Annotated in this window: 21 protein-coding genes; 13 read left to right on the forward strand and 8 right to left on the reverse strand. The window is 50.2% G+C overall.

The window, feature by feature from the left end; all coding sequences use genetic code 11:
• The first annotated feature begins 111 nt into the window (after positions 1-111).
• Together BLU57_RS02600 and BLU57_RS02605 are read left to right on the forward strand one after the other, a co-directional pair.
• The gene (locus tag BLU57_RS02600; RefSeq protein ID WP_090315771.1) at positions 112-735 is read left to right on the forward strand and encodes an MIP/aquaporin family protein; all 624 of its coding nucleotides are present in this window, start codon (positions 112-114) and stop codon (positions 733-735) included.
• Position 736: 1 nt separating this feature from the next.
• Positions 737-1,303: a hypothetical protein gene (locus BLU57_RS02605; RefSeq protein WP_143026930.1), complete on the forward strand. Its 567-nt coding sequence runs from the start codon at positions 737-739 to the stop codon at positions 1,301-1,303.
• 58 nt (positions 1,304-1,361) lie between these two features.
• On the opposite strand, the gene ligA is transcribed toward BLU57_RS02605, so the two are convergent.
• Positions 1,362-3,437: an NAD-dependent DNA ligase LigA gene (ligA, locus tag BLU57_RS02610; RefSeq protein ID WP_090315776.1), complete on the reverse strand. Its 2,076-nt coding sequence runs from the start codon at positions 3,435-3,437 to the stop codon at positions 1,362-1,364.
• Positions 3,438-3,537: 100 nt separating this feature from the next.
• Here ligA and BLU57_RS02615 point away from each other — a divergent pair, with 100 nt between their 5' ends.
• From BLU57_RS02615 to BLU57_RS02650, 8 genes are all read left to right on the forward strand, one after another.
• Positions 3,538-4,386 (forward strand): DUF2914 domain-containing protein, encoded by an 849-nt coding sequence (locus tag BLU57_RS02615; protein ID WP_256206062.1) that lies wholly within the window; start codon positions 3,538-3,540, stop codon positions 4,384-4,386.
• A 41-nt stretch (positions 4,387-4,427) separates the two neighbouring features.
• Positions 4,428-4,973, forward strand: coding sequence for an NUDIX hydrolase (locus BLU57_RS02620; protein WP_090315779.1), 546 nt, complete (start codon positions 4,428-4,430; stop codon positions 4,971-4,973).
• A 93-nt stretch (positions 4,974-5,066) separates the two neighbouring features.
• Positions 5,067-6,188 (forward strand): D-alanyl-D-alanine carboxypeptidase family protein, encoded by a 1,122-nt coding sequence (locus BLU57_RS02625; RefSeq protein ID WP_090315782.1) that lies wholly within the window; start codon positions 5,067-5,069, stop codon positions 6,186-6,188.
• Between the two features lie 30 nt (positions 6,189-6,218).
• Positions 6,219-7,088 (forward strand): D-amino acid aminotransferase, encoded by an 870-nt coding sequence (locus BLU57_RS02630; RefSeq protein ID WP_090315785.1) that lies wholly within the window; start codon positions 6,219-6,221, stop codon positions 7,086-7,088.
• Positions 7,089-7,108: 20 nt separating this feature from the next.
• Positions 7,109-7,375 carry an HP0495 family protein gene (locus tag BLU57_RS02635; RefSeq protein WP_090316241.1) on the forward strand — a complete coding sequence of 89 codons (267 nt, stop codon included), beginning with the start codon at positions 7,109-7,111 and terminating at the stop codon, positions 7,373-7,375.
• Positions 7,376-7,384: 9 nt separating this feature from the next.
• Entirely contained in the window at positions 7,385-8,053 is a 669-nt protein-coding gene (gene lipB, locus BLU57_RS02640) for a lipoyl(octanoyl) transferase LipB (RefSeq protein ID WP_090315787.1), read from the forward strand.
• On the forward strand, positions 8,043-8,987 hold the full coding sequence (gene lipA / locus BLU57_RS02645) for a lipoyl synthase (protein WP_090315788.1): 945 nt from the start codon (positions 8,043-8,045) through the stop codon (positions 8,985-8,987). The genes lipB and lipA overlap by 11 nt, the downstream gene beginning before the upstream one ends.
• Before the next feature lie 172 nt (positions 8,988-9,159).
• Complete coding sequence (locus tag BLU57_RS02650) at positions 9,160-10,017, forward strand: HDOD domain-containing protein (protein ID WP_090315791.1); 858 nt, start codon at positions 9,160-9,162, stop codon at positions 10,015-10,017.
• 95 nt (positions 10,018-10,112) lie between these two features.
• Here BLU57_RS02650 and BLU57_RS02655 read toward each other — a convergent pair whose 3' ends face one another.
• The 3 genes from BLU57_RS02655 to ilvD all read right to left on the reverse strand — a co-directional run bounded on the left by BLU57_RS02655 (position 10,113) and on the right by ilvD (position 12,814).
• Complete coding sequence (locus BLU57_RS02655) at positions 10,113-10,529, reverse strand: OsmC family protein (RefSeq protein ID WP_090315794.1); 417 nt, start codon at positions 10,527-10,529, stop codon at positions 10,113-10,115.
• Positions 10,530-10,624: 95 nt separating this feature from the next.
• A complete protein-coding gene (locus tag BLU57_RS02660; RefSeq protein ID WP_090315797.1) occupies positions 10,625-10,936 on the reverse strand; it encodes a c-type cytochrome in 312 nt (103 codons plus the stop codon).
• A gap of 204 nt (positions 10,937-11,140) precedes the next feature.
• The gene (gene ilvD, locus BLU57_RS02665; RefSeq protein ID WP_090315799.1) at positions 11,141-12,814 is read right to left on the reverse strand and encodes a dihydroxy-acid dehydratase; all 1,674 of its coding nucleotides are present in this window, start codon (positions 12,812-12,814) and stop codon (positions 11,141-11,143) included.
• A 99-nt stretch (positions 12,815-12,913) separates the two neighbouring features.
• Between ilvD and lgt the strand changes: the two genes are divergently transcribed.
• Positions 12,914-13,738 (forward strand): prolipoprotein diacylglyceryl transferase, encoded by an 825-nt coding sequence (lgt, locus tag BLU57_RS02670; RefSeq protein ID WP_090315801.1) that lies wholly within the window; start codon positions 12,914-12,916, stop codon positions 13,736-13,738.
• A gap of 123 nt (positions 13,739-13,861) precedes the next feature.
• On the forward strand, positions 13,862-14,134 hold the full coding sequence (locus BLU57_RS02675; protein ID WP_090315804.1) for a SemiSWEET family transporter: 273 nt from the start codon (positions 13,862-13,864) through the stop codon (positions 14,132-14,134).
• Positions 14,135-14,245: 111 nt separating this feature from the next.
• On the opposite strand, the gene BLU57_RS02680 is transcribed toward BLU57_RS02675, so the two are convergent.
• The 4 genes from BLU57_RS02680 to metG all read right to left on the reverse strand — a co-directional run bounded on the left by BLU57_RS02680 (position 14,246) and on the right by metG (position 18,241).
• Positions 14,246-14,761 (reverse strand): hypothetical protein, encoded by a 516-nt coding sequence (locus tag BLU57_RS02680; protein ID WP_090315806.1) that lies wholly within the window; start codon positions 14,759-14,761, stop codon positions 14,246-14,248.
• Between the two features lie 213 nt (positions 14,762-14,974).
• Positions 14,975-15,730, reverse strand: coding sequence for a YggS family pyridoxal phosphate-dependent enzyme (locus BLU57_RS02685; RefSeq protein ID WP_090315809.1), 756 nt, complete (start codon positions 15,728-15,730; stop codon positions 14,975-14,977).
• Between the two features lie 24 nt (positions 15,731-15,754).
• A complete protein-coding gene (locus tag BLU57_RS02690; protein WP_090315814.1) occupies positions 15,755-16,126 on the reverse strand; it encodes a nuclear transport factor 2 family protein in 372 nt (123 codons plus the stop codon).
• 9 nt (positions 16,127-16,135) lie between these two features.
• Complete coding sequence (gene metG / locus BLU57_RS02695; RefSeq protein ID WP_090315817.1) at positions 16,136-18,241, reverse strand: methionine--tRNA ligase; 2,106 nt, start codon at positions 18,239-18,241, stop codon at positions 16,136-16,138.
• 126 nt (positions 18,242-18,367) lie between these two features.
• Between metG and apbC the strand changes: the two genes are divergently transcribed.
• A complete protein-coding gene (gene apbC, locus BLU57_RS02700; RefSeq protein WP_090315820.1) occupies positions 18,368-19,456 on the forward strand; it encodes an iron-sulfur cluster carrier protein ApbC in 1,089 nt (362 codons plus the stop codon).
• The last annotated feature ends 8 nt before the right edge of the window (positions 19,457-19,464 follow it).

Genomic DNA, 19,464 nt, shown 5'->3' on the forward strand with positions numbered 1-19,464 from the left:
CGTACTGAAAGCTTCGAATACTTCCAATTCAGCCCATGCAGGTAAAAATTCTTACACACAAAATTTTTTTATGCTTAAATGGAAGTACTTCATTTAAAGGAGTAACTCACCATGAATAAATTTATCGTTGAATGTATTGGAACTTTCTTTTTGGTTCTCACCATAGGCTTAACGGTAATACCGGGCAGCGCCGGTGTCATCGCTCCTCTCGCCATTGGTTCCGTGTTAATGGTTTTGGTGTACGCCGGTGGACATATTTCCGGTGCGCACTATAATCCGGCCGTCACTTTGGCCGTGCTCATCCGCGGGAAATGTACCATGGCTGACGTACCGGTGTACCTCACTGCACAAATTCTAGGTGCGGCCGCAGGCGCATTGACTGCACAATTCCTGGTAGGCTCAGGCACTGCCGCCGGAACTATCGATGTAACCAAATCGCTGATTGCCGAATTTTTGTTCACGTTTGCATTAGCGTATGTGGTACTTAATGTCGCCACGGCAAAAGGAACCAGCGGCAATTCCTTTTACGGATTAGCTATTGGCTTTGTGGTCATGGCGGGCGCATTTTCCGTGGGCGGAATTTCCGGTGGCGCGTTTAACCCAGCGGTTGCGATTGCCGCGCCATTAATGGGTTTAATGGATTGGAACAATATCTGGATTCATATTTCTGCCGACTTCGCCGGTGGCGCATTGGCGGCCGTTGTTTTTAATATGCTTAACCCCGATGATCAATAAAATGCAAATCTTCACAACAAAATACCTGGCGGTCGGAATTACTGTTTTACTGGCAAGCCTTGTTTTTTCACAACGCAATGCCCATGCCTCCGATTACCCAATCTTTCGCGATGGTAAATTAATCATCCCTCGTGTTGATACCGATGCGCAACCGGGTAGCTTTCAGAACGCGGAATTTCAGTTTGAAGCCTCCACAAACAGCTGGAAACTCAATCAGTTTGTCGAAACTAAAATTATTCCCGGTCCTGCAACCTATGATGAAAAAGTTGAAGCCATCATTGTAGATTCGTCACCGGTCCAGGTTTTTCTCAAAATCACCGGACAATTTTCAAATGGTTGCGGGTACTTTCAGCAAATCAATCAGGTGCTCAAGGACAATACTTTTGAAATTATTCTTCATGCCGGGCCTAATCCATTCCCTGAAGGGATAGCCTGCACAATGGCGCTTGTGCCGTACGAAAAAATCATCCCCCTCGAAGTCTACGGACTTCCGGCTGGAACTTATGGGTATAGTGTCAATGGCGTTCCTGCCGGAACATTCACGTTAACCAAAGATAACACGCTGTAGATCAAAGAATAAAATGACAACTTTGTTGTCATTTTATTCTCGTGGCGGCAGTGACGGATTATTTCAGCAACGCTTCTAATCCTGCTTGATCAAGAATGGTAACCCCGATGCTCACCGCTTTGTCGTATTTACTGCCCGGATCGGCGCCAGCGACGACATAATCGGTTTTCTCGGAAACGCTGCCGCTGACTTTGCCGCCCAGCGCTTCGATTTTTTCCTTGGCTTCTTCGCGGCTCATCGCCGGCAAGGTACCCGTCAACACGAAAGTTTTTCCGCTTAGCGGCGCAGTCTGACCATTTTGCACGGATTTACCTTCGTGTTCATCCCAATGCACGCCGCAGGCGCGCAGTTGTTCAATGACTTCGCGGTTATGCGCCTCGGCAAAAAAATCTACAATACTCTGCGCCACCACCGGACCGATATCGGGAATTTGCTGCAAGCGAAGAATTTGCTGCAAACGTTCGCTGTCCGCCGCTATCAACTGGTCCAGACTGCCCAAATACGCGGCCAGATCTTTCGCCGTCGCCTCGCCGACATTGCGGATCCCGAGCGCATAGATAAATCTGGCCAGCGTGGTGTGCTTGCTTTTTTCAATCGCGCGCAAAATATTCCCAGCGGATTTCTCCGCCATGCGTTCCAGACTGGCCAGTGCGGCCAATCCCAATTTATACAGATCCGCCGGTGTGCGGATAATGGCATGATCCACCATCTGATCGATCAGTTTGTCCCCTAATCCTTCAATATCCAGCGCGCGGCGCGACGCGAAATGCAAAATTGCCTGTTTGCGCTGCGCCGGACAAAATAAACCGCCGGTGCAGCGCGCGATCGCTTCGTCCGACAAGCGTACCACCTTCGCACCGCACACCGGACAATGTTCCGGCATGGTAAATACCAAAGCACCGGGCGGACGCTTTTCCGCCACTACTGCCACTACTTCCGGAATCACATCACCGGCGCGGCGCACAATGACGGTATCACCGATACGCACATCCTTGCGTTCGATCTCGCCGGCATTATGCAAGGTTGCATTGGTCACGGTGACGCCACCGACAAATACCGGGTGCAGCCGCGCAACCGGTGTTAAGGCGCCAGTTCTACCGACTTGCACATCGATATCGAGCAATTGCGTGATGGCTTCCTGCGCCGGGAATTTGTGCGCGATGGCGAAACGCGGCGCGCGTGACACAAAACCAAGCTTTTCTTGGAATGCCAATGAATTGACTTTATACACGACGCCATCAATGGCGTACGGTAAAGCATCACGTTTAGCGCCAATCGCTTGATAGTAATCCAGCAATCCGGCTAACCCCGACACTACCCTGCATTCCTGAGATACCGGAAAATGCAAAGCGGAGAGATATTGCAACATCCGATAATGCGTATCCTGCGGCAAATCTGCATCGTCGCATTGCCCGATGCCATACGCGAAAAAAGTAAGGTGCCGGGTTGCCGTGATGCCGGGATCAAGTTGACGCAGCGAACCCGCGGCGGCATTGCGGGGATTGGCGAATTCCTTCTCGCCTTTGGCCAATTGCTGCTGATTCAATCGCTGAAAATCTTTTTTCAACATCAACACTTCCCCGCGCACTTCCAGCAAAGCAGGCGGATGAACCAGCGGCAATCGTAAGGGAATTGACCGGATCGTCCTCAGGTTCAGCGTAATATCCTCACCAGCATAGCCATCGCCACGCGTTGCGCCGGTTTTAAAATCACCATTTTCATAACGCAAACTGACCGCCAACCCGTCGAATTTGGGTTCTGCGGTATATTCCACGGAGTCGAGAACTGTCCAAGCAACTGGCTCAGCTTCAAGGGCTAAGCCAGCACCCACACGCCGGTCGAAGGCCTCGACTTCGCTATCGTCAAACGCATTACTCAATGACAACATCGGAATAGCATGTGTGATTTGCGCGAAGGCTTTGAGCGGTGCCGCGCCCACCCGCTGCGTCGGCGAATCGGTGGTAATCAGTTGCGGAAAATCCTGTTCGATGTGCTGCAATTCGCGCAGCAATCGATCATATTCCGCATCAGGAATAGAAGGATTATCGAGCACATAATAACGGTAATTATGCAGCTCGATCTCAGCTCGCAACACCTGCGCACGATGGCTTATGTCATGAATGCTCTCTTTCATACCGGAAGTATAGCGAATAGCAGCAAGACACGGTTTCAGTTATTGGCAAAAAATCCTTTATACTGCACACTCCATCGAAAAATTCCTTTACGAAATCCCAATGTCTCAAGAAACGACACGCGACATGAGCAACAATAAATTAAAAATCCGTATTCAGATTCAGCAACCGCCACAAGCCATCGAAGAGATTTATCCCGAACCGGAAGTCACTTACGAAGAAACACTGGATTGGAACAAAATCGCCATTGCAGCAGCATTGCTGCTAGCCATTCTCGTTTTGACTGGTTATTTGCTCTTTTCCAGCAGTGGCACTGAGACAACCGCCGATGAGACGATTGTATCCGGCCATACCGCTGCTGCAGTTTCCGGACAAGCCGTTTCCCCGGAAAAAACCGAGGCGGAACCCGGCACAACCGGCAATACGACCGGAACGCAACCGGGTGAATCGATCAGCGTGCAGAAACCTCCTGCAAAACCAGCCGAACCCAATACAAAACCTGTTGCCCCCAAACCAGTTCCAATACCCGCAAAAAAACCGCAGCGGATCTTGTCCGATAACGCTGGAAAAGCGGTGCCAAAAACGGCTGTACAAGTAAAACCGCAGCAAACATCCGATCATGCTGAAGTTATCCGCGCACAATTAAGTCATGCGATAGACGCACGTGAACCGGTCGATTCGATTGACACCGTGCAGCTGCAACCGGGTGAATCCAAACCGATTCATTTTTACCTGCATTTAAAAAATATGCGGGGAAAGAAAATCCGTATCGACTGGTATTACAATGACAAACTGGATTCAAAGTTAAACCTGCAGGTGCACAACAACAATTGGCGCACGCATGCCAGCAAGCAACTGGATCAACGGCGGCTGGGCGAATGGCGCGTTGAATTAATCGATGAATCCGGAAACCAATTGGCAAGCCGGAAATTTACCGTCACCGAACAGTAAAACGCGTTCATATCCTACCGTATGCACTGAAGGATTTACCCATGAAATATTGTAGTCATTGTAGTGCCACCGTTGAGTTGATCATACCCGAAGGAGATTCCCTGCTGCGCTATGTGTGCACGACGTGCAAGGTCATTCACTATCAGAACCCCAAAATGGTGGTCGGGTGCATTCCGGAATGGGAAGATAAAATTTTGTTGTGCCGCCGCGCCATTGAACCGCGCTTGGGCTGGTGGACTCTACCGGCCGGTTTTATGGAAAATAATGAAACGCTGGAACAAGCCGCCGCACGCGAAACGCTGGAAGAAGCCAATGCACGGGTGGAAATCGGCGATTTGTATGCTGTTTACAGCCTGCCGCATATCAGCCAGGTTTATATCTTATTCCGCGCGCGATTGCTCGATCTCGATTTCAAGCCCGGCATTGAAAGCCTGGAAGTCAAACTGGTTTCCGAGCACGAAATTCCTTGGGAAGAGATGGCATTTCGCGTCATCCACGATCCTTTGAAACAGTATTTCAAGGAGCGCAGCCAAGGAAAATTGGGATTTCACATGGGTGTCATCGACAAACCATCCAGTAGCTCTTGAGCAAGGTCGTTGTTTCTTCGCTCAAAAAATCGAAGGTTTTAGATTCCCTGACAGCAAGCTATAATGTTTATTTTTTGCAGACTCCAGACTCTTATGAAGCATTTATTCGTTCTATTGCTAGTATGCCTCGCTGTCTCGTCAGTACCTGCCCAATCACAAGATATTTCCATCGCAGCCAAAGCTTATTTACTGTCAGATTTCCAAACCGGCCAGGTATTGGCCGGTCAGAACGCGGATGAACGCATCGAACCCGCATCGTTAACAAAACTCATGACCGCGTATGTGGTGTTTTCCGCCATCAAACAAAAGCAGATTGCCTTGGATCAACCGGTTCCGGTATCAGAAAGCGCCTGGCGTATGATCGGCTCGCGCATGTTTATTCAACCCAACAAACAGGTTACCGTGGAAGAATTGATCCGCGGCATGATCGTGCAATCCGGCAACGACGCTTGTATCGCATTGGCGGAAATAGTTGCAGGATCAGAAGCCAGCTTCGCCAATCTGATGAATAAAGAAGCAGGCCGATTGGGTATGAAAAACACGCATTTTACCAATTCGACCGGTTTGCCCGATCCGGAGCACTACACCACGGCGCATGATCTGACACTGCTGGCAACGGCCATCATCCGTGATTTTCCTGAATTCTATCCGCACTATTCACAAAAAGAATATACCTACAACAACATTACACAACCCAACAGAAACCGGTTGTTATGGATCGATCCGCATGTCGACGGCATGAAAACCGGATGGACTAAAACCGCCGGCTATTGCTTGATTACTTCCGCAATCCGCGACAAACGGCGGCTTATATCGGTGGTGATCGGCGCGAAATCGGCCAATGCGCGCAGCATCGAAAGCCAGCGTCTGCTCAATTACGGTTTCCAGTTCTATGACACACTGCATTTATATAAAAAGAACGATTCACTGACCACCATCCATTTATGGAAAGGCACGCAAAACGAGTTGAAAGCCGGATTCGACCGGGATGTTTATTTCACCCTTCCTAAAGGTCAAGGCGATAAACTCAAAGCCACCATGGAATACAAACAACCGCTGATCGCACCGGTGCAATTGGGACAGGAAGTCGGCACGGTAAAATTCACGCTGGATGACAAAACCGTTGAAACCTATCCATTGGTCGCTCTGGAGAAAGTCGATACCGCGAACTTCATCGGCCGTGCTTGGGATAGTGTAAAATTACTCTTTAATTAATCCAGTCTTAACACATCATAGAAGGTTCGCATGATATATCTGAACGGTAAGTTTATGCCCATTGAAGAAGCATGCATTCCGGTGCTGGATCGCGGCTTTATCTTTGGCGATGGCATCTATGAAGTCATCCCGGCTTATTCGCGCAAACCCTTCCGCCTCCCCAAGCATCTCAACCGGCTACAGCACAGCCTGGATGGCATCCGCTTGAAAAATCCGTTCAGTAACGACGAATGGAAGAATCTGCTAGAGCAAGTCATCGCCAAAAGCGACGCAGAGGATCAATATCTCTATCTGCACATCACGCGCGGTGTCGCCAAACGGGATCATGCGTTTCCGGTCAATGTGCCGCCTACTGTTTTCATCATGAGCAACCCGCTGCTGCCACCGCCCGCGGAACTGCTGGCCAGCGGTGCTTCGGCCATTACCGCGATTGATAACCGCTGGATACGCTGCGATGTCAAAGCGATTTCATTACTACCGAATGTGCTGCTGCGGCAATTGGCGGTGGATGTGCACGCGCTTGAAACTATTCTGATCCGGGATGGCTTCCTCACCGAAGGTGCCGCCAGTAATATTTTTGTCGTTAAGAACGGCGTACTGCTGGCTCCGCCGAAAAGTAATCTGATGCTGCCCGGCATTACCTATGATGTGGTGCTTGAATTGGCAGCAGCGAATAAAATACCGCACGAAATCCGTGAAATCACGGAAGCAGAAGTCCGTACGGCCGATGAGATTCTGTTGACATCATCGACCAAAGAAATCATGCCGATCGCGTCGCTGGACAATCAACCGGTAGGACAAGGAAAACCGGGGCCGCTGTTTGCCCGCTTGCACGCGCTGTACCAGGACTATAAAGCCACCAATATGCGCGGCCATTCCTGCGGTTGCTCGAATTCATAACCGGTGGCTTGAATTTTCCGATGTCAGAACAGCCTTCACTGATCGAATATCCTTGCGATTTTCCCATCAAAATCATGGGTAAAGCGCAACAGGATTTCACACAGATTGCGCTGGCGATCGTTAAATATCATGCTCCCGATTTCGATACCGAGACGATGGCGGTCAGGGCCAGTAAAAATGGCACGTATTTAAGCCTGACGTGCACTATTCGCGCCACTTCCCGAGCACAATTGGATGCCCTGTACCAAGCACTGTCGAGTCATCCCTTGGTTGCTGTGGTATTGTGATCATTCCCGATGCAAAATCTTTCCACACCTGTTTGCACACCGCAGCATTTCATCGTCAGAACCCTGGGATTATCGGATTACCAGGCCACCTGGCAGGCCATGAAGGATTTTACGGACAGCCGGAACGAACAAACGCGCGATGAAATCTGGTTATTGCAGCACCCGCCGGTTTTTACCCAAGGCATTGCAGGCAAACCCGAGCATTTGCTCCACGATCATGGAATTGCGGTAGTCAAAACGGATCGCGGCGGTCAAATCACATACCATGGGCCGGGGCAAATCATCGCTTACCTGCTGCTGGATATCCGCCGCCTGAAACTCGGCGTACGTGAATTGGTCAGATTGATGGAAAGCGCCGTGATCGGCTTACTCCAAGACTATCGCATTAACGCTGCCGGGCGAGTTGAAGCTCCCGGCGTTTACGTAGGAAATGCCAAAATCGCTTCGTTGGGACTCAAAATCAGAAAAAACTTCTGCTACCACGGCATTGCGCTGAATGTGGATATGGACTTGACGCCGTTCTCGTACATCAATCCCTGCGGTTATCAAGGATTACAAGTCACGCAAACCAAAAACCTGGGTATTCCCGATGGCACGGACATTTTAAGCACTAAACTGGCCGATCAATTACAAGAAAAACTTCTCACAAAACGATTAACGGAACAACATGACCACTGATACCCGCCAAAAAGGCGCTGATAAAACAGCACGCAACCCCGTCAAAATAGCACCACAATCGCGCGACGAATTACTGCGCAAACCCTCGTGGATTCGCGTACGCTCGTCGAACAGCGAAAATTATTACGAAGTCAAACGGCTGCTGCGCGAACATAAGCTGCATACCGTGTGCGAAGAAGCATCCTGCCCGAATATCGGCGAATGCTTCGGTAAAGGCACCGCCACTTTTATGATTCTGGGTGATTTATGCACCCGCCGCTGCCCCTTCTGCGATGTCGCGCATGGCCGCCCCAAACCGCCGGATGCGGATGAGCCGTTGCATCTGGCGCAATCGATCGGTGCCATGAAATTACGCTATGTGGTCATCACCAGCGTGGATCGTGACGACTTACGCGACGGCGGCGCACAGCATTTTGCCGATTGCATCCGTGAAATCCGTACGCATTCGCCACATACCAAAATCGAAACCTTGGTGCCGGATTTCCGCGGCCGCCTCGAAGTGGCGCTGGAAAAACTTGCCGCCTGCCCGCCGGATGTTTTAAACCACAATCTCGAAACCGTACCCCGCTTGTACAAACAATGCCGTCCCGGCGCTGATTATGCAAACTCGCTGAAACTGCTCAAGGACTTCAAAGCACAATTTCCGCACATCCCCACCAAGTCCGGCTTAATGCTCGGGTTAGGCGAAACCGACGAAGAAATCATGCAAGTACTACGTGACCTGCGTGAACATGATGTGGAAATGCTCACTATCGGTCAATATTTGCAACCCAGCATCGGCCATCTGCCGGTCATGCGTTACGTTACGCCTGAGGGTTTCAAAATTTTTGAACAAGCCGCGCTGGAAATGGGTTTCAGCCATGCCGCCTGCGGCCCGATGGTGCGCTCCAGCTACCATGCCGATCAACAGGCGCACGAATCCGGCCTGCTTTAAACCGGAACACACTTGCTGCGCATTACTTGCTTATTTGCAGTACAAGCCAACAGAATTGGAAATAGCTTCAATTCATTGCGCTTTTTATCAGATCATTATTCACGATCCTAGCGTAAGCTGAGAAGTATGGATGATAGCCCATGCCTTGGCTCACTCGTGAAAAGGGATTTGTATGGAAAAAAGCGCAATTTTAAGTGCGTTGGCTGCTGAAGTCGAACAAGGAAGATTAATTTTTCCCACCTCAACTCATACGGCAATCAAAATCAATAAAGCGTTAAATGATCCCGATTGCAATCTTGAGATGGTGATCAAGTTCATTCAATTGGAACCGTTGCTGTCGGCCAAAGTCGTGGCTATAGCCAATTCAGTGGTATTCAACCGTTCGGGGAAAAAAATTACCGATGTGCGTTCGGCGGTTACCTTGATTGGTCTGCGTACCGTACGCAACCTAGCAACAGCTGTCGTGGTGCAGCAGCTTACCGGGCCGCAAGTGCGGAACGAAATGGTTACGCAATTATGGCAGCATTCCGCCCATGTAGCAGCGCTGGCGCAGGTTATCGCCCGCCGGATTACGAAACAAGATCCGGATACGGCAATGTTCGCTGGAATCATTCACGAAATCAGCTGGTTCTATCTGTTAGCGCGAGAAAAGCATTATCCTGGATTGACCGATGAGAGCATCGCCAGTTCCTGGAACAGTGACGAAGATTTGGAAGACGAGACGGAACTGGAGTGTGAAATTAAAATCGGCACCGCCATTCTCAAAGCCTTATGGGTTCCAGAGCCTGTGATCGACAGCATCGTCTATTTATGGCGCGGATATTTGACATTTCCTCCTTCCACCCTCGGCGATACGCTGCTGTTCGCCGATCAGCTGGCTCCCGTCAAATCCCCGTTTATTCTGCCCTCAAACCAAATGGGTTACAGCATTGCCAATATCGATTTATTAACCGACGAGGAAACATTGAGTGCTGTGCTGAAGGACTCGGAAGCGGAAGTGAAGTCGTTAACAGAAGCGCTGTGTGTATAGAAAACATAAAACAGGCACCCGTTGAATTGCTCGTTTAAAACTCCTGCGCAACTCCAGCTATTACCGGTTCAACAATGCGATGCAGGAAATTATCATCAAGCATTAATAATTTCATAATCATGCGTGATTTTTACCGTTTGTTTCAGCATGATGGAAGCCGAGCAATACTTTTCCGCAGATAAATCAATCGCACGTTCAATCGTCTGCGGATTCAAATTGTGTCCGGTGATAATGAAATGCAAATGGATATGGGTGAATACTTTCGGATCGACCGGCGCGCGTTCAGCTTCGATTTCAACCACACAATCGGTGATGTCCTGACGGCTTTTTTTCAGAATCAATACCACATCGAACGTGGTACAACCGCCCAGCCCCATTAACAGCATTTCCATCGGACGCGGTCCGAGGTTTTGTCCGCCAGCCTCCGGCGCACCATCCATCAATACCGAATGACCGCTGCCAGCTTCAGCTTCAAAACTGACATTCCCTTTCCATTTGATACGAGTTTTCATTGTTCCCTCCATCACTACAAAGCATTCTTGCAAAATATCCGGGCAAATAAAAAGCCGACGTTGTTATGCGTCGGCTTTCCTGAATTCAGAACGACTTACTTCAGTGACAGAATAAAGTCAGCTAATACTTTAGCATTTTCTGGGCTAACGTTAGCATTTGGTGGCATTGGGATTGGACCCCAAACACCGCTACTTCCTTTCAATATTTTATCTGCCAGGTATGCAGAAGCATCCGCTTGACCTGCATATTTAGCTGCAACATCTTTTAAGCCTGGGCCGACCAGTTTAGCGTCAACATTGTGGCAATTCAAACATCCACTGTTTTTTGCCAAATCAGCATTAGCTTGAGCAACACCAGCTAATAAAATGGCAGATGCAGCAACTGCTCCAATTAAAACTTTTTTCATATCTCTTCCTTATTAAAATTATAAAAGGGTTGATATTCTAACCCGAACTTTACAGACTTGCAGCAATTCCTGTAAGTTTGTGATTACCGGCGCTGCTGCAAACTCCGATGATACTGCCTTGCTAAGACTTAAGGTTAAATTATTTAGTTCCAGCAGAGCATGAAGAAACCGGATCAGATCGTTCTTCATGTCAGCGCTATCGGTTTAATCCGTTATCGCTCCCGCGCTGGCGCTGGAAACCAGTTTCGCATATTTGGCCAATACCCCGCGTGAATAACGCGGTTGCGGCGGTTGCCAGGCTGCACGGCGCTTTGCCAGCACATCATCGGACACATTCAATTGCAGCAGCCGCTGCTCGGCGTCAATGGTGATCGAATCGCCTTCCTGTACTAATGCAATCGTGCCGCCAACAAAAGCTTCCGGCGCAACGTGACCAACCACCATGCCGTAAGTACCGCCGGAAAAACGTCCATCGGTGATCAAACCGACGGAATCGCCCAGCCCTTCACCGATCAACGCGGCAGTCGGCGACAACATTTCCCGCATGCCAGGACCGCCTTTCGGGCCTTCGTAGCGGATCACCACGACATCACCCGGTTGAATCTTACGTTCCAGAATCGCTGCCATGCAGGTTTCTTCCGATTCAAATACGCGTGCGGGTCCGGTAATTTTCGGATTTTTAATGCCGGAAATTTTCGCTACGCAGCCTTCGGTCGATAAATTGCCTTTCAAGATTGCCAAGTGTCCTTGTGCGTACATTGGATTTTCCCACTGCCGGATCACATTTTGGTCTGCGCGTGGCGTATTGGGAATATCCTTCAACACTTCGGCGATCGTTTGTCCGCTGATGGTGATGCAATCCCCATGCAACAAGCCATGATTCAGTAGCATTTTCATCACTTGCGGCACACCGCCCGCTTGGTGCAAATCCGCCGTGACGTAACGCCCGGATGGTTTCAAATCGCATAATACTGGTACTTTGCCGCGCATCCGTTCGAAATCGTCTATGCGCCATTCAACCTCGGCGGCATGCGCAATCGCCAGGAAATGCAGGATGGCATTGGTCGAACCGCCTACCGCCATGATCACGGCAACCGCATTTTCTATGGATTTACGCGTGATGATATCGCGCGGCAGAATTTGCTGTTTAATGGCATTCACCAGCACCTCCGCCGATTGCCCGGCGCTGGTCATCTTTTCGCCGTCTTCGGCAGACATCGTGGAAGAATACGGTAAGCTCATGCCCATCGCTTCAAAAGCGGACGACATGGTGTTGGCGGTAAACATACCGCCGCACGAACCAGCGCCGGGACAAGCGTGCCGTTCGATCTGCAATAACTCTTCAGCGTCGATTTTATGCGCACTGTGCTGCCCTACTGCTTCAAATACGCTGACCACCGTCAGATCCTGATTCTTGTAGTGCCCCGGCTTGATCGTGCCGCCGTAGACAAAAATCGCCGGCACATTCATACGCGCAATCGCAATCATCGCACCCGGCATATTCTTATCGCAACCGCCGATGGCAATGATGCCATCCATGCTCCCCCCCTGCACACAGGTCTCGATCGAGTCGGCGATTACTTCACGCGACACCAGCGAATACTTCATGCCTTCGGTACCCATCGAAATACCGTCCGATACCGTAATGGTGCCGAACATCTGCGGCATCGCACCAGCTTTCCTCAGCGCTGATTCGGCTTTTAGCGACAGTTCGTTCAAACCCTTATTGCACGGCGTAATCGTCGAATAACCGTTAGCCACGCCGACAATCGGCTTGTTAAAATCCCCATCACTGAAACCGACCGCGCGCAACATGGCGCGGCTGGGTGCGTGTTGTGCTCCTTGGGTAATAATCTGGCTACGTTTATTGTCTGGCATGCTTGCTCCTGAATGAGATAAAAATACAATTTATGACAAGGCGCACACAAGCGCACTTGGTATAATGGCCGCTATTTTACCGTAAATAAGGCCGAAACTATGCTAGTTCATCCGCAAATTGATCCCGTTGCCATCTCCGTGGGACCGCTTTCCATTCATTGGTATGGTTTGATGTATTTGCTCGGTTTCGCGCTCTTCATTCTGCTCGGACGGTATCGCATCAAACACAATCCGCATTCGGCTTTCACCTATGAAATGCTCGACGACGCCTTGTTTTACGGCATGCTGGGTGTGATTCTGGGCGGACGCTTGGGGCACGTGCTGTTCTATCAATTCGGTTACTACCTGGACCACCCGCTGCACATTTTTGCCATTTGGGAAGGCGGCATGTCGTTTCATGGCGGATTTCTCGGTGTTTTCGTCGCCATGGTATTACTGGCGCGCAAACACAAATTGTCCTGGCTAACCGTCACGGATTTCGTCATTCCGCTGATTCCGCTGGGATTAGCCGCAGGACGCATCGGCAATTTCATCAATGGCGAACTGTGGGGACGCCACACCGATGTGCCTTGGGGCATGGTTTTCCCTTATGTCGACGAATTCCCCCGCCACCCATCCCAACTGTATCAATTCGCACTCGAAGGCGTGCTGTTGTTTATCGTCATCTGGACTTACTCATCGAAACCGCGCGCAACCGGCGCGGTCACCGGCATGTTCTTGATCGGTTACGGTGTTTTACGCTCATTTGCCGAATTCTTCCGCGAACCAGAAGATGGCTTCATGGGCATTCTGACACTCGGCGTTACCATGGGCCAATGGCTATCGATCCCGATGATTTTGGCAGGTATCGCGGCGCTGATGTGGTCAAGACGGCAATCACCCCATGTTGCACAAATTAATCAGCGCAAAAATAAGAAACGCTAGAAATTCTTATGAATGGGTTCCTTCATCAGTGTTACTTCATCTCAGTGGTTTGGAAGGGTTATAGCGAACGACGGAATGAATTGAGATTCGTGGGATACAAACAAAAAACAACGGGGGATCTGAATGGAAGGGCATGAAATCATCGGATTCGTCGCTGGCTTCGGCACCACTTTCGCCGCCGCTCCGGATTTGTATGCAATGCTCAAACGGAAAAGCGCTCAAGGTATGAATCCAACCATGGCCGGCATTATGGGCGTATTCCAGATTGCCTGGCTTTATTACGGCGTTTTGATCGATTCCATGCCGATCATTATCTGGAACATCATCGCCATCGCGATCAATTCCCTGACGGTCGGCGCATTTTTCCACTTCGCCCGCGCAGAGAATAATGGATGAATTGATTTGTCATCCAACTAATCCCGATGATTACTGGTTAGTGTTGGGCTTTCTTCGGCAGCCCAACCTACCGCGCTTCGCACAGCGTCCAGCGCGAGGTTGAACGCCATGTTAGACAGACGATGAAGATTGATTTCTGCGCAATGCATACGTGATGGCTGCCCACAGGAATGATGCTATTAGCGATGCGACAACACCAAGACCAAAACCGATCCATCTTTCTGTGCTCTGGGCCGATTGATTTCTAGTCTCTTGCGCGGCAAAGATTGCGTCAATGACTTCGCGATCAGATTCAAGAAGCGGCTTCATTCGTTCATGCTCAGACTTGATTGCCTGAAGAGCTTGATGTGATGTCTCTAATTGCTGCTTCTGACTATCTACAAACTCAATCAGTGCGTTCAGGTTCTTGCGCGTCTCATCTAGCGATCGCACTTGATTTGCGTAGTCCAGATTCTCGAGACGCCTCGCTTCTCGAACTTCTTGGTTGTGCTGCTCTGTAAAGTACGCAACCGTTCCGCCGACAATACCCAGAACGATTGTGATCGTCACTGTAAGCTTGGGGTGTTCCTTGTAGAGCTTTACCCACTCACGAACCAGAGTTTCTGTGATTGAGTCGATGTACGACACAGTTTCTCCTGCTGTCAAACTAAAATTAGACAGATAGCAAAAAAGCAAAATATCTGCATAAACTTGTCAGTTGATATATTTGCTACTAATAATCAAATTATTGTATGTAAATTGGTCTATTTTTATCTCACCTCAAAATTTAGCGTATTACATTATCCAAGTTTGGTAATTTAGCAAGTACAAGGTGCATCACTTATAGCACCTTATTATCTATTACCCCAACCCGGGCCAATAATGACTATCCGGCAGCGGCCGTTTGCCGAAGATCGCTTGTCCGACGCGCACGACGGTGGCGCCCTCTTCGATGGCCAGTTCGTAGTCGCCCGACATGCCCATCGACAGTTCGTCGAACGATAATCCGGCGGGGGCTTCCTGGCGCAGCATGGCTTGTATGTTACGCATTTTGACGAAGCATTCGCGTACGCGGTCGTGGTCGGTTGAGAAGATTGCAAGCGTCATCAAGCCTTTGATACGTAATGATGAAAACTGCGGCAGGTGTTGCACGAAATCGCGCACGGCTTCGGGCGGCAGGCCGAACTTGCTTTCTTCGCCGGAGCTGTTGACTTGCACGTAGACGTCGATGGCGCGGCCTTCATTTTGCAGACGTTTGTCGAGTTCTTCGGCGACTTTGAGGCTGTCCAAGGCTTGGAATTCGTTGGCGAAACGCGCCAGGTATTTGGCTTTGTTGGTTTGCAGGTGGCCGATGATCGCCCATTTGATGCCTAAATCGGCCATAACTTCGGATTTTTCACGCGCTTCCTGGATTTTGTTTTCGCCCATCTCATCGACACCGGCAGCAAAGGCAATGCGCAGCCGCTCCGCGGATACGGTTTTGGTCACGGGCAGCAGCCGCACGCTGGCGGGGTCCCGTCCGGCTTTTTTGCAGGCATCGATGATGCGCTGTTTGACGGTGGCGAGATTATTCTTGATATCGTTAAATTGCTGTTGTTGCTCTTCGTTGAGTTCCACGGCCTGCTCCTGTTGTGCGAGAAGTTAATTTTTTCTGGATGCTTGATGGAAAACCATTTTCCATTGATTACCATGGCGTTGCCATAGCGAGGTTCTAATCGATCCGGCTGTATCGGTGTCCGGTTGATCCGGTTTTTGTAGCGAATAGGTCGCCAACACAAAATCACTGGTTAGTACTTTGACGCGAAAATCTTTAAAAGCCCAGCGCAGACTCGGATCTTTATGTTTCAACCAATTGATCACGTCATCTCTGCTATGAATTTGCCCGCGCTGATCGATTTCCTCGAAATTTTCCGCCAATAATTCGTCGGTTCGTTCAGGATGTGCGTTCAGATCGGTTTGCAGCAAGCTAAGTTCCAGGTTTTGGATCTGCCCGGCAATGGTGCTCGCTCCCATGCGCCGGAATTACTTAACCCGCATGCCCGGCTGCGCGCCGGAATCCGGCGACAGAATGAACAATTCACCCGGATTGCCGCCGCCCGCAGCCAGCACCATGCCTTCCGACAAACCGAATTTCATTTGCCGCGACGCGAGGTTGGCGACCATCACGGTCAAGCGCCCTTTCAGCTGCTGCGGATCGTATGCAGATTTGATACCAGCGAATACCGTGCGTTGTTCGCTGCCGATGTCGAGCGTCAGTTTTAACAGTTTCTCCGCGCCTTGCACATGCTCAGCGTTGACAATCATGGCGATGCGCAAATCGATTTTGCTGAAATCGTCAATCGAAATTGTTTCGGCAATCGGGGAAATGGCGTGTTGCTGTTTTTCCGCGTGCCTTGCCGGCGATTGCGGCGGTAAAGCGGTCAGGCTTTGCGTGTTGGCGGCGATCAGTGCGTCGATCTGTTTGGTGTCGATGCGCGTCATCAAGTGCTGATAAGTGTTGATGGTATGTCCTGCAGGCAGTAACAGATCGGAAACCGGTTGATCAGCCCGCAATTGCGGCCAAGTCAGCGGTTCGCCATTGAGAAATGCTTCGATCTGCTGCACGGTACCAGGCAGGATTGGCTTCAAGTAACGCGATAGCAAATAGAACAACTGAATACCGAGACTGCAAGCGCGGTGTAAATCGTCAGCGCGATCCGCATGCTTAGCAATTTCCCACGGCGCTAAATTGTGAATCATTTCGTTGGCTTCGTCGGCAAATTTCATGATTTGACGGATGGCTGCGGAAAATTCACGTTCCTCAAAGGCTTGTTCGATGACTTCGGGGCGCCAACTGGAAAAATGCTTGTCCACGATGGCTTGCAATGCTTGATATTGCTCGCCGGAAACCAATTTACCGTCAAAGCGCTTGGTGATGAAACCGGCGCAGCGGCTGGCGATGTTGATGAATTTTCCGACCAGATCGGAATTAACGCGCGCGACAAAATCGTCCAGGTTCAGGTCGATGTCTTCCAGTGTGCTGTTGAGCTTGGCGGCATAGTAATAGCGCAACCATTCCGGGTTCAAGCCTTGCTTCAGATAGCTCTCGGCGGTGATGAACGTGCCGCGCGACTTGCTCATTTTTTCACCATTCACGGTCAGAAAGCCATGCGCAAAAATCTTGGTGGGCGTGCGGTAACCGGCGTTTTTCAGCATCGCGGGCCAGAATAGCGCGTGGAAGTACAAAATATCCTTACCGATGAAGTGATACAGCTCGGTATCGGATTGTGGTTGCCAGAATTCGTCAAAATCGATTTGTTCACGCGCGCACAAGTTTTGAAAGCTACCCATGTAACCGATCGGCGCGTCGAGCCAGACGTAAAAATACTTGCCGGGTGCACCGGGAATCTCGAAGCCGAAATATGGCGCATCGCGCGAAATATCCCAATCGGAGAGCTTGTTTTCACCGGCTTCGCCGACCCATTCGCGCATTTTGTTAGCCGCTTCCGGTTGCAGATGGTCGCCATTGCAGGCCCATTGGCGCAGAAAATCGGCACAACGCGCATCGGATAAACTGAAAAAATAATGTTCGGATGATTTGTTGACCGGTTTCGCGCCGGATACGGCGGAATAGGGATTCTTCAGTTCGGTCGGCGCATACGCCGCGCCGCACGCTTCGCAAGAGTCGCCGTATTGATCCTTGGCGCCGCATTTCGGGCATTCGCCTTTGACAAAACGGTCCGGCAAAAACATATTCTTCACCGGATCATACAGTTGTTCGATGCCACGCACGGCGATCAATCCGGCGGTTTTGAGCTTGCCGTAGATATCCTCGGAAAAATGCCGCGTTTCCGCTGAATGCGTGCTGTAATAGTTATCAAATTGAATATGAAAACCGGTAAAATCGCCGAAGTGTTCCAAGTGAACGCGCGCGATCAAAGCTTCCGGTGTGATGCCTTCTTTTTCCGCGCGCAGCATAATCGGCGTACCGTGCGTATCATCCGCGCACACATAATAAACCGTATGTCCGCGCATTTTCTGAAAACGCACCCAGATATCCGTTTGAATATATTCCACCAAGTGACCTAAATGGATACTGCCATTGGCGTAAGGAAGCGCGGAAGTGACCAGAATTTTTCGCTTGTTCATTAATTATTAAACGAATCAGATTAAATAAGTGTCAATTGTAACAAACTGTGTGTGCATTCCCGATATTTGTTACCATTTCCCGATTAAATTGTGAGCCGCTCAGCGAGCGTTAAAAGGAGTTTCGTAGTGACCATTTCCGAACAACAAATACAATCTATATTGCAACAAACCATTGATCCAACCACCCATAAAGATTACGTGACTGCGAAATCCGTCGGCGCGATTCAAATTGCGGGAAATAATGTAACGGTCGGCATTGAGCTTGGCTACCCCGCCAACAGCGTCAAGAATCAGGTACAGCAGCAAATTACCGCAGCATTGCAAACGGTGCCGGGTATCGGCGCTATCCAGGTGAGCGTGAACAGCAAAATCATTCCGCACGGTGTGCAGCGCGGTGTCAAGCTGATTCCCGGCGTTAAAAATATCATTGCCGTAGCATCCGGCAAGGGCGGTGTCGGCAAATCGGCAACGGCAGTCAATCTGGCGCTGGCATTGTCGGCAGAAGGCGCATCCGTGGGCATTCTGGACGCGGATATTTATGGTCCGTCGCAGCCGCAGATGCTCGGCATTACCGGCCATCCGGAATCACACGACGGCAAGACCATGGAACCGATGCTGGCGCACGGCATACAAGCCATGTCGATCGGTTTGCTGATCGACGCCGAGACGCCGATGGTGTGGCGTGGCCCGATGGTGACACAAGCCTTACAGCAATTGCTCAACGATACCAATTGGAAGGATTTGGATTATCTGGTGGTGGATTTACCGCCCGGTACCGGCGATATTCAACTCACACTCGCGCAAAAAATCCCGGTGACCGGCGCCGTTATTGTCACCACACCGCAGGACATTGCCCTACTCGATGCGCGCAAAGGTCTAAAGATGTTTGAGAAAGTGGGTATTCCGATTCTGGGTATCGTGGAAAATATGAGCACGCACACCTGCTCGCAATGCGGACATACCGAACCCATCTTCGGTACCGGCGGCGGCGAAAAAATGTGTCAGGACTACAACGTCGAATTCCTGGGCGCATTACCGCTCGATATCAAGATCCGCGAGCACACCGACACGGGTAAACCCAGCGTCGTAGCGGAACCGGATGGCAAAATTGCCGGAATTTACCGTTTAATTGCACGGCGAGTTGCCGTTAAGGTGGCTGAATCCGCCGAAGATCACTCGGAATTGTTCGCTAAAATCGTAATGGAAAATGACTAGGAAAAATT

This window comes from Nitrosomonas oligotropha, from assembly GCF_900106555.1.
Lineage (GTDB): Bacteria > Pseudomonadota > Gammaproteobacteria > Burkholderiales > Nitrosomonadaceae > Nitrosomonas > Nitrosomonas oligotropha_A.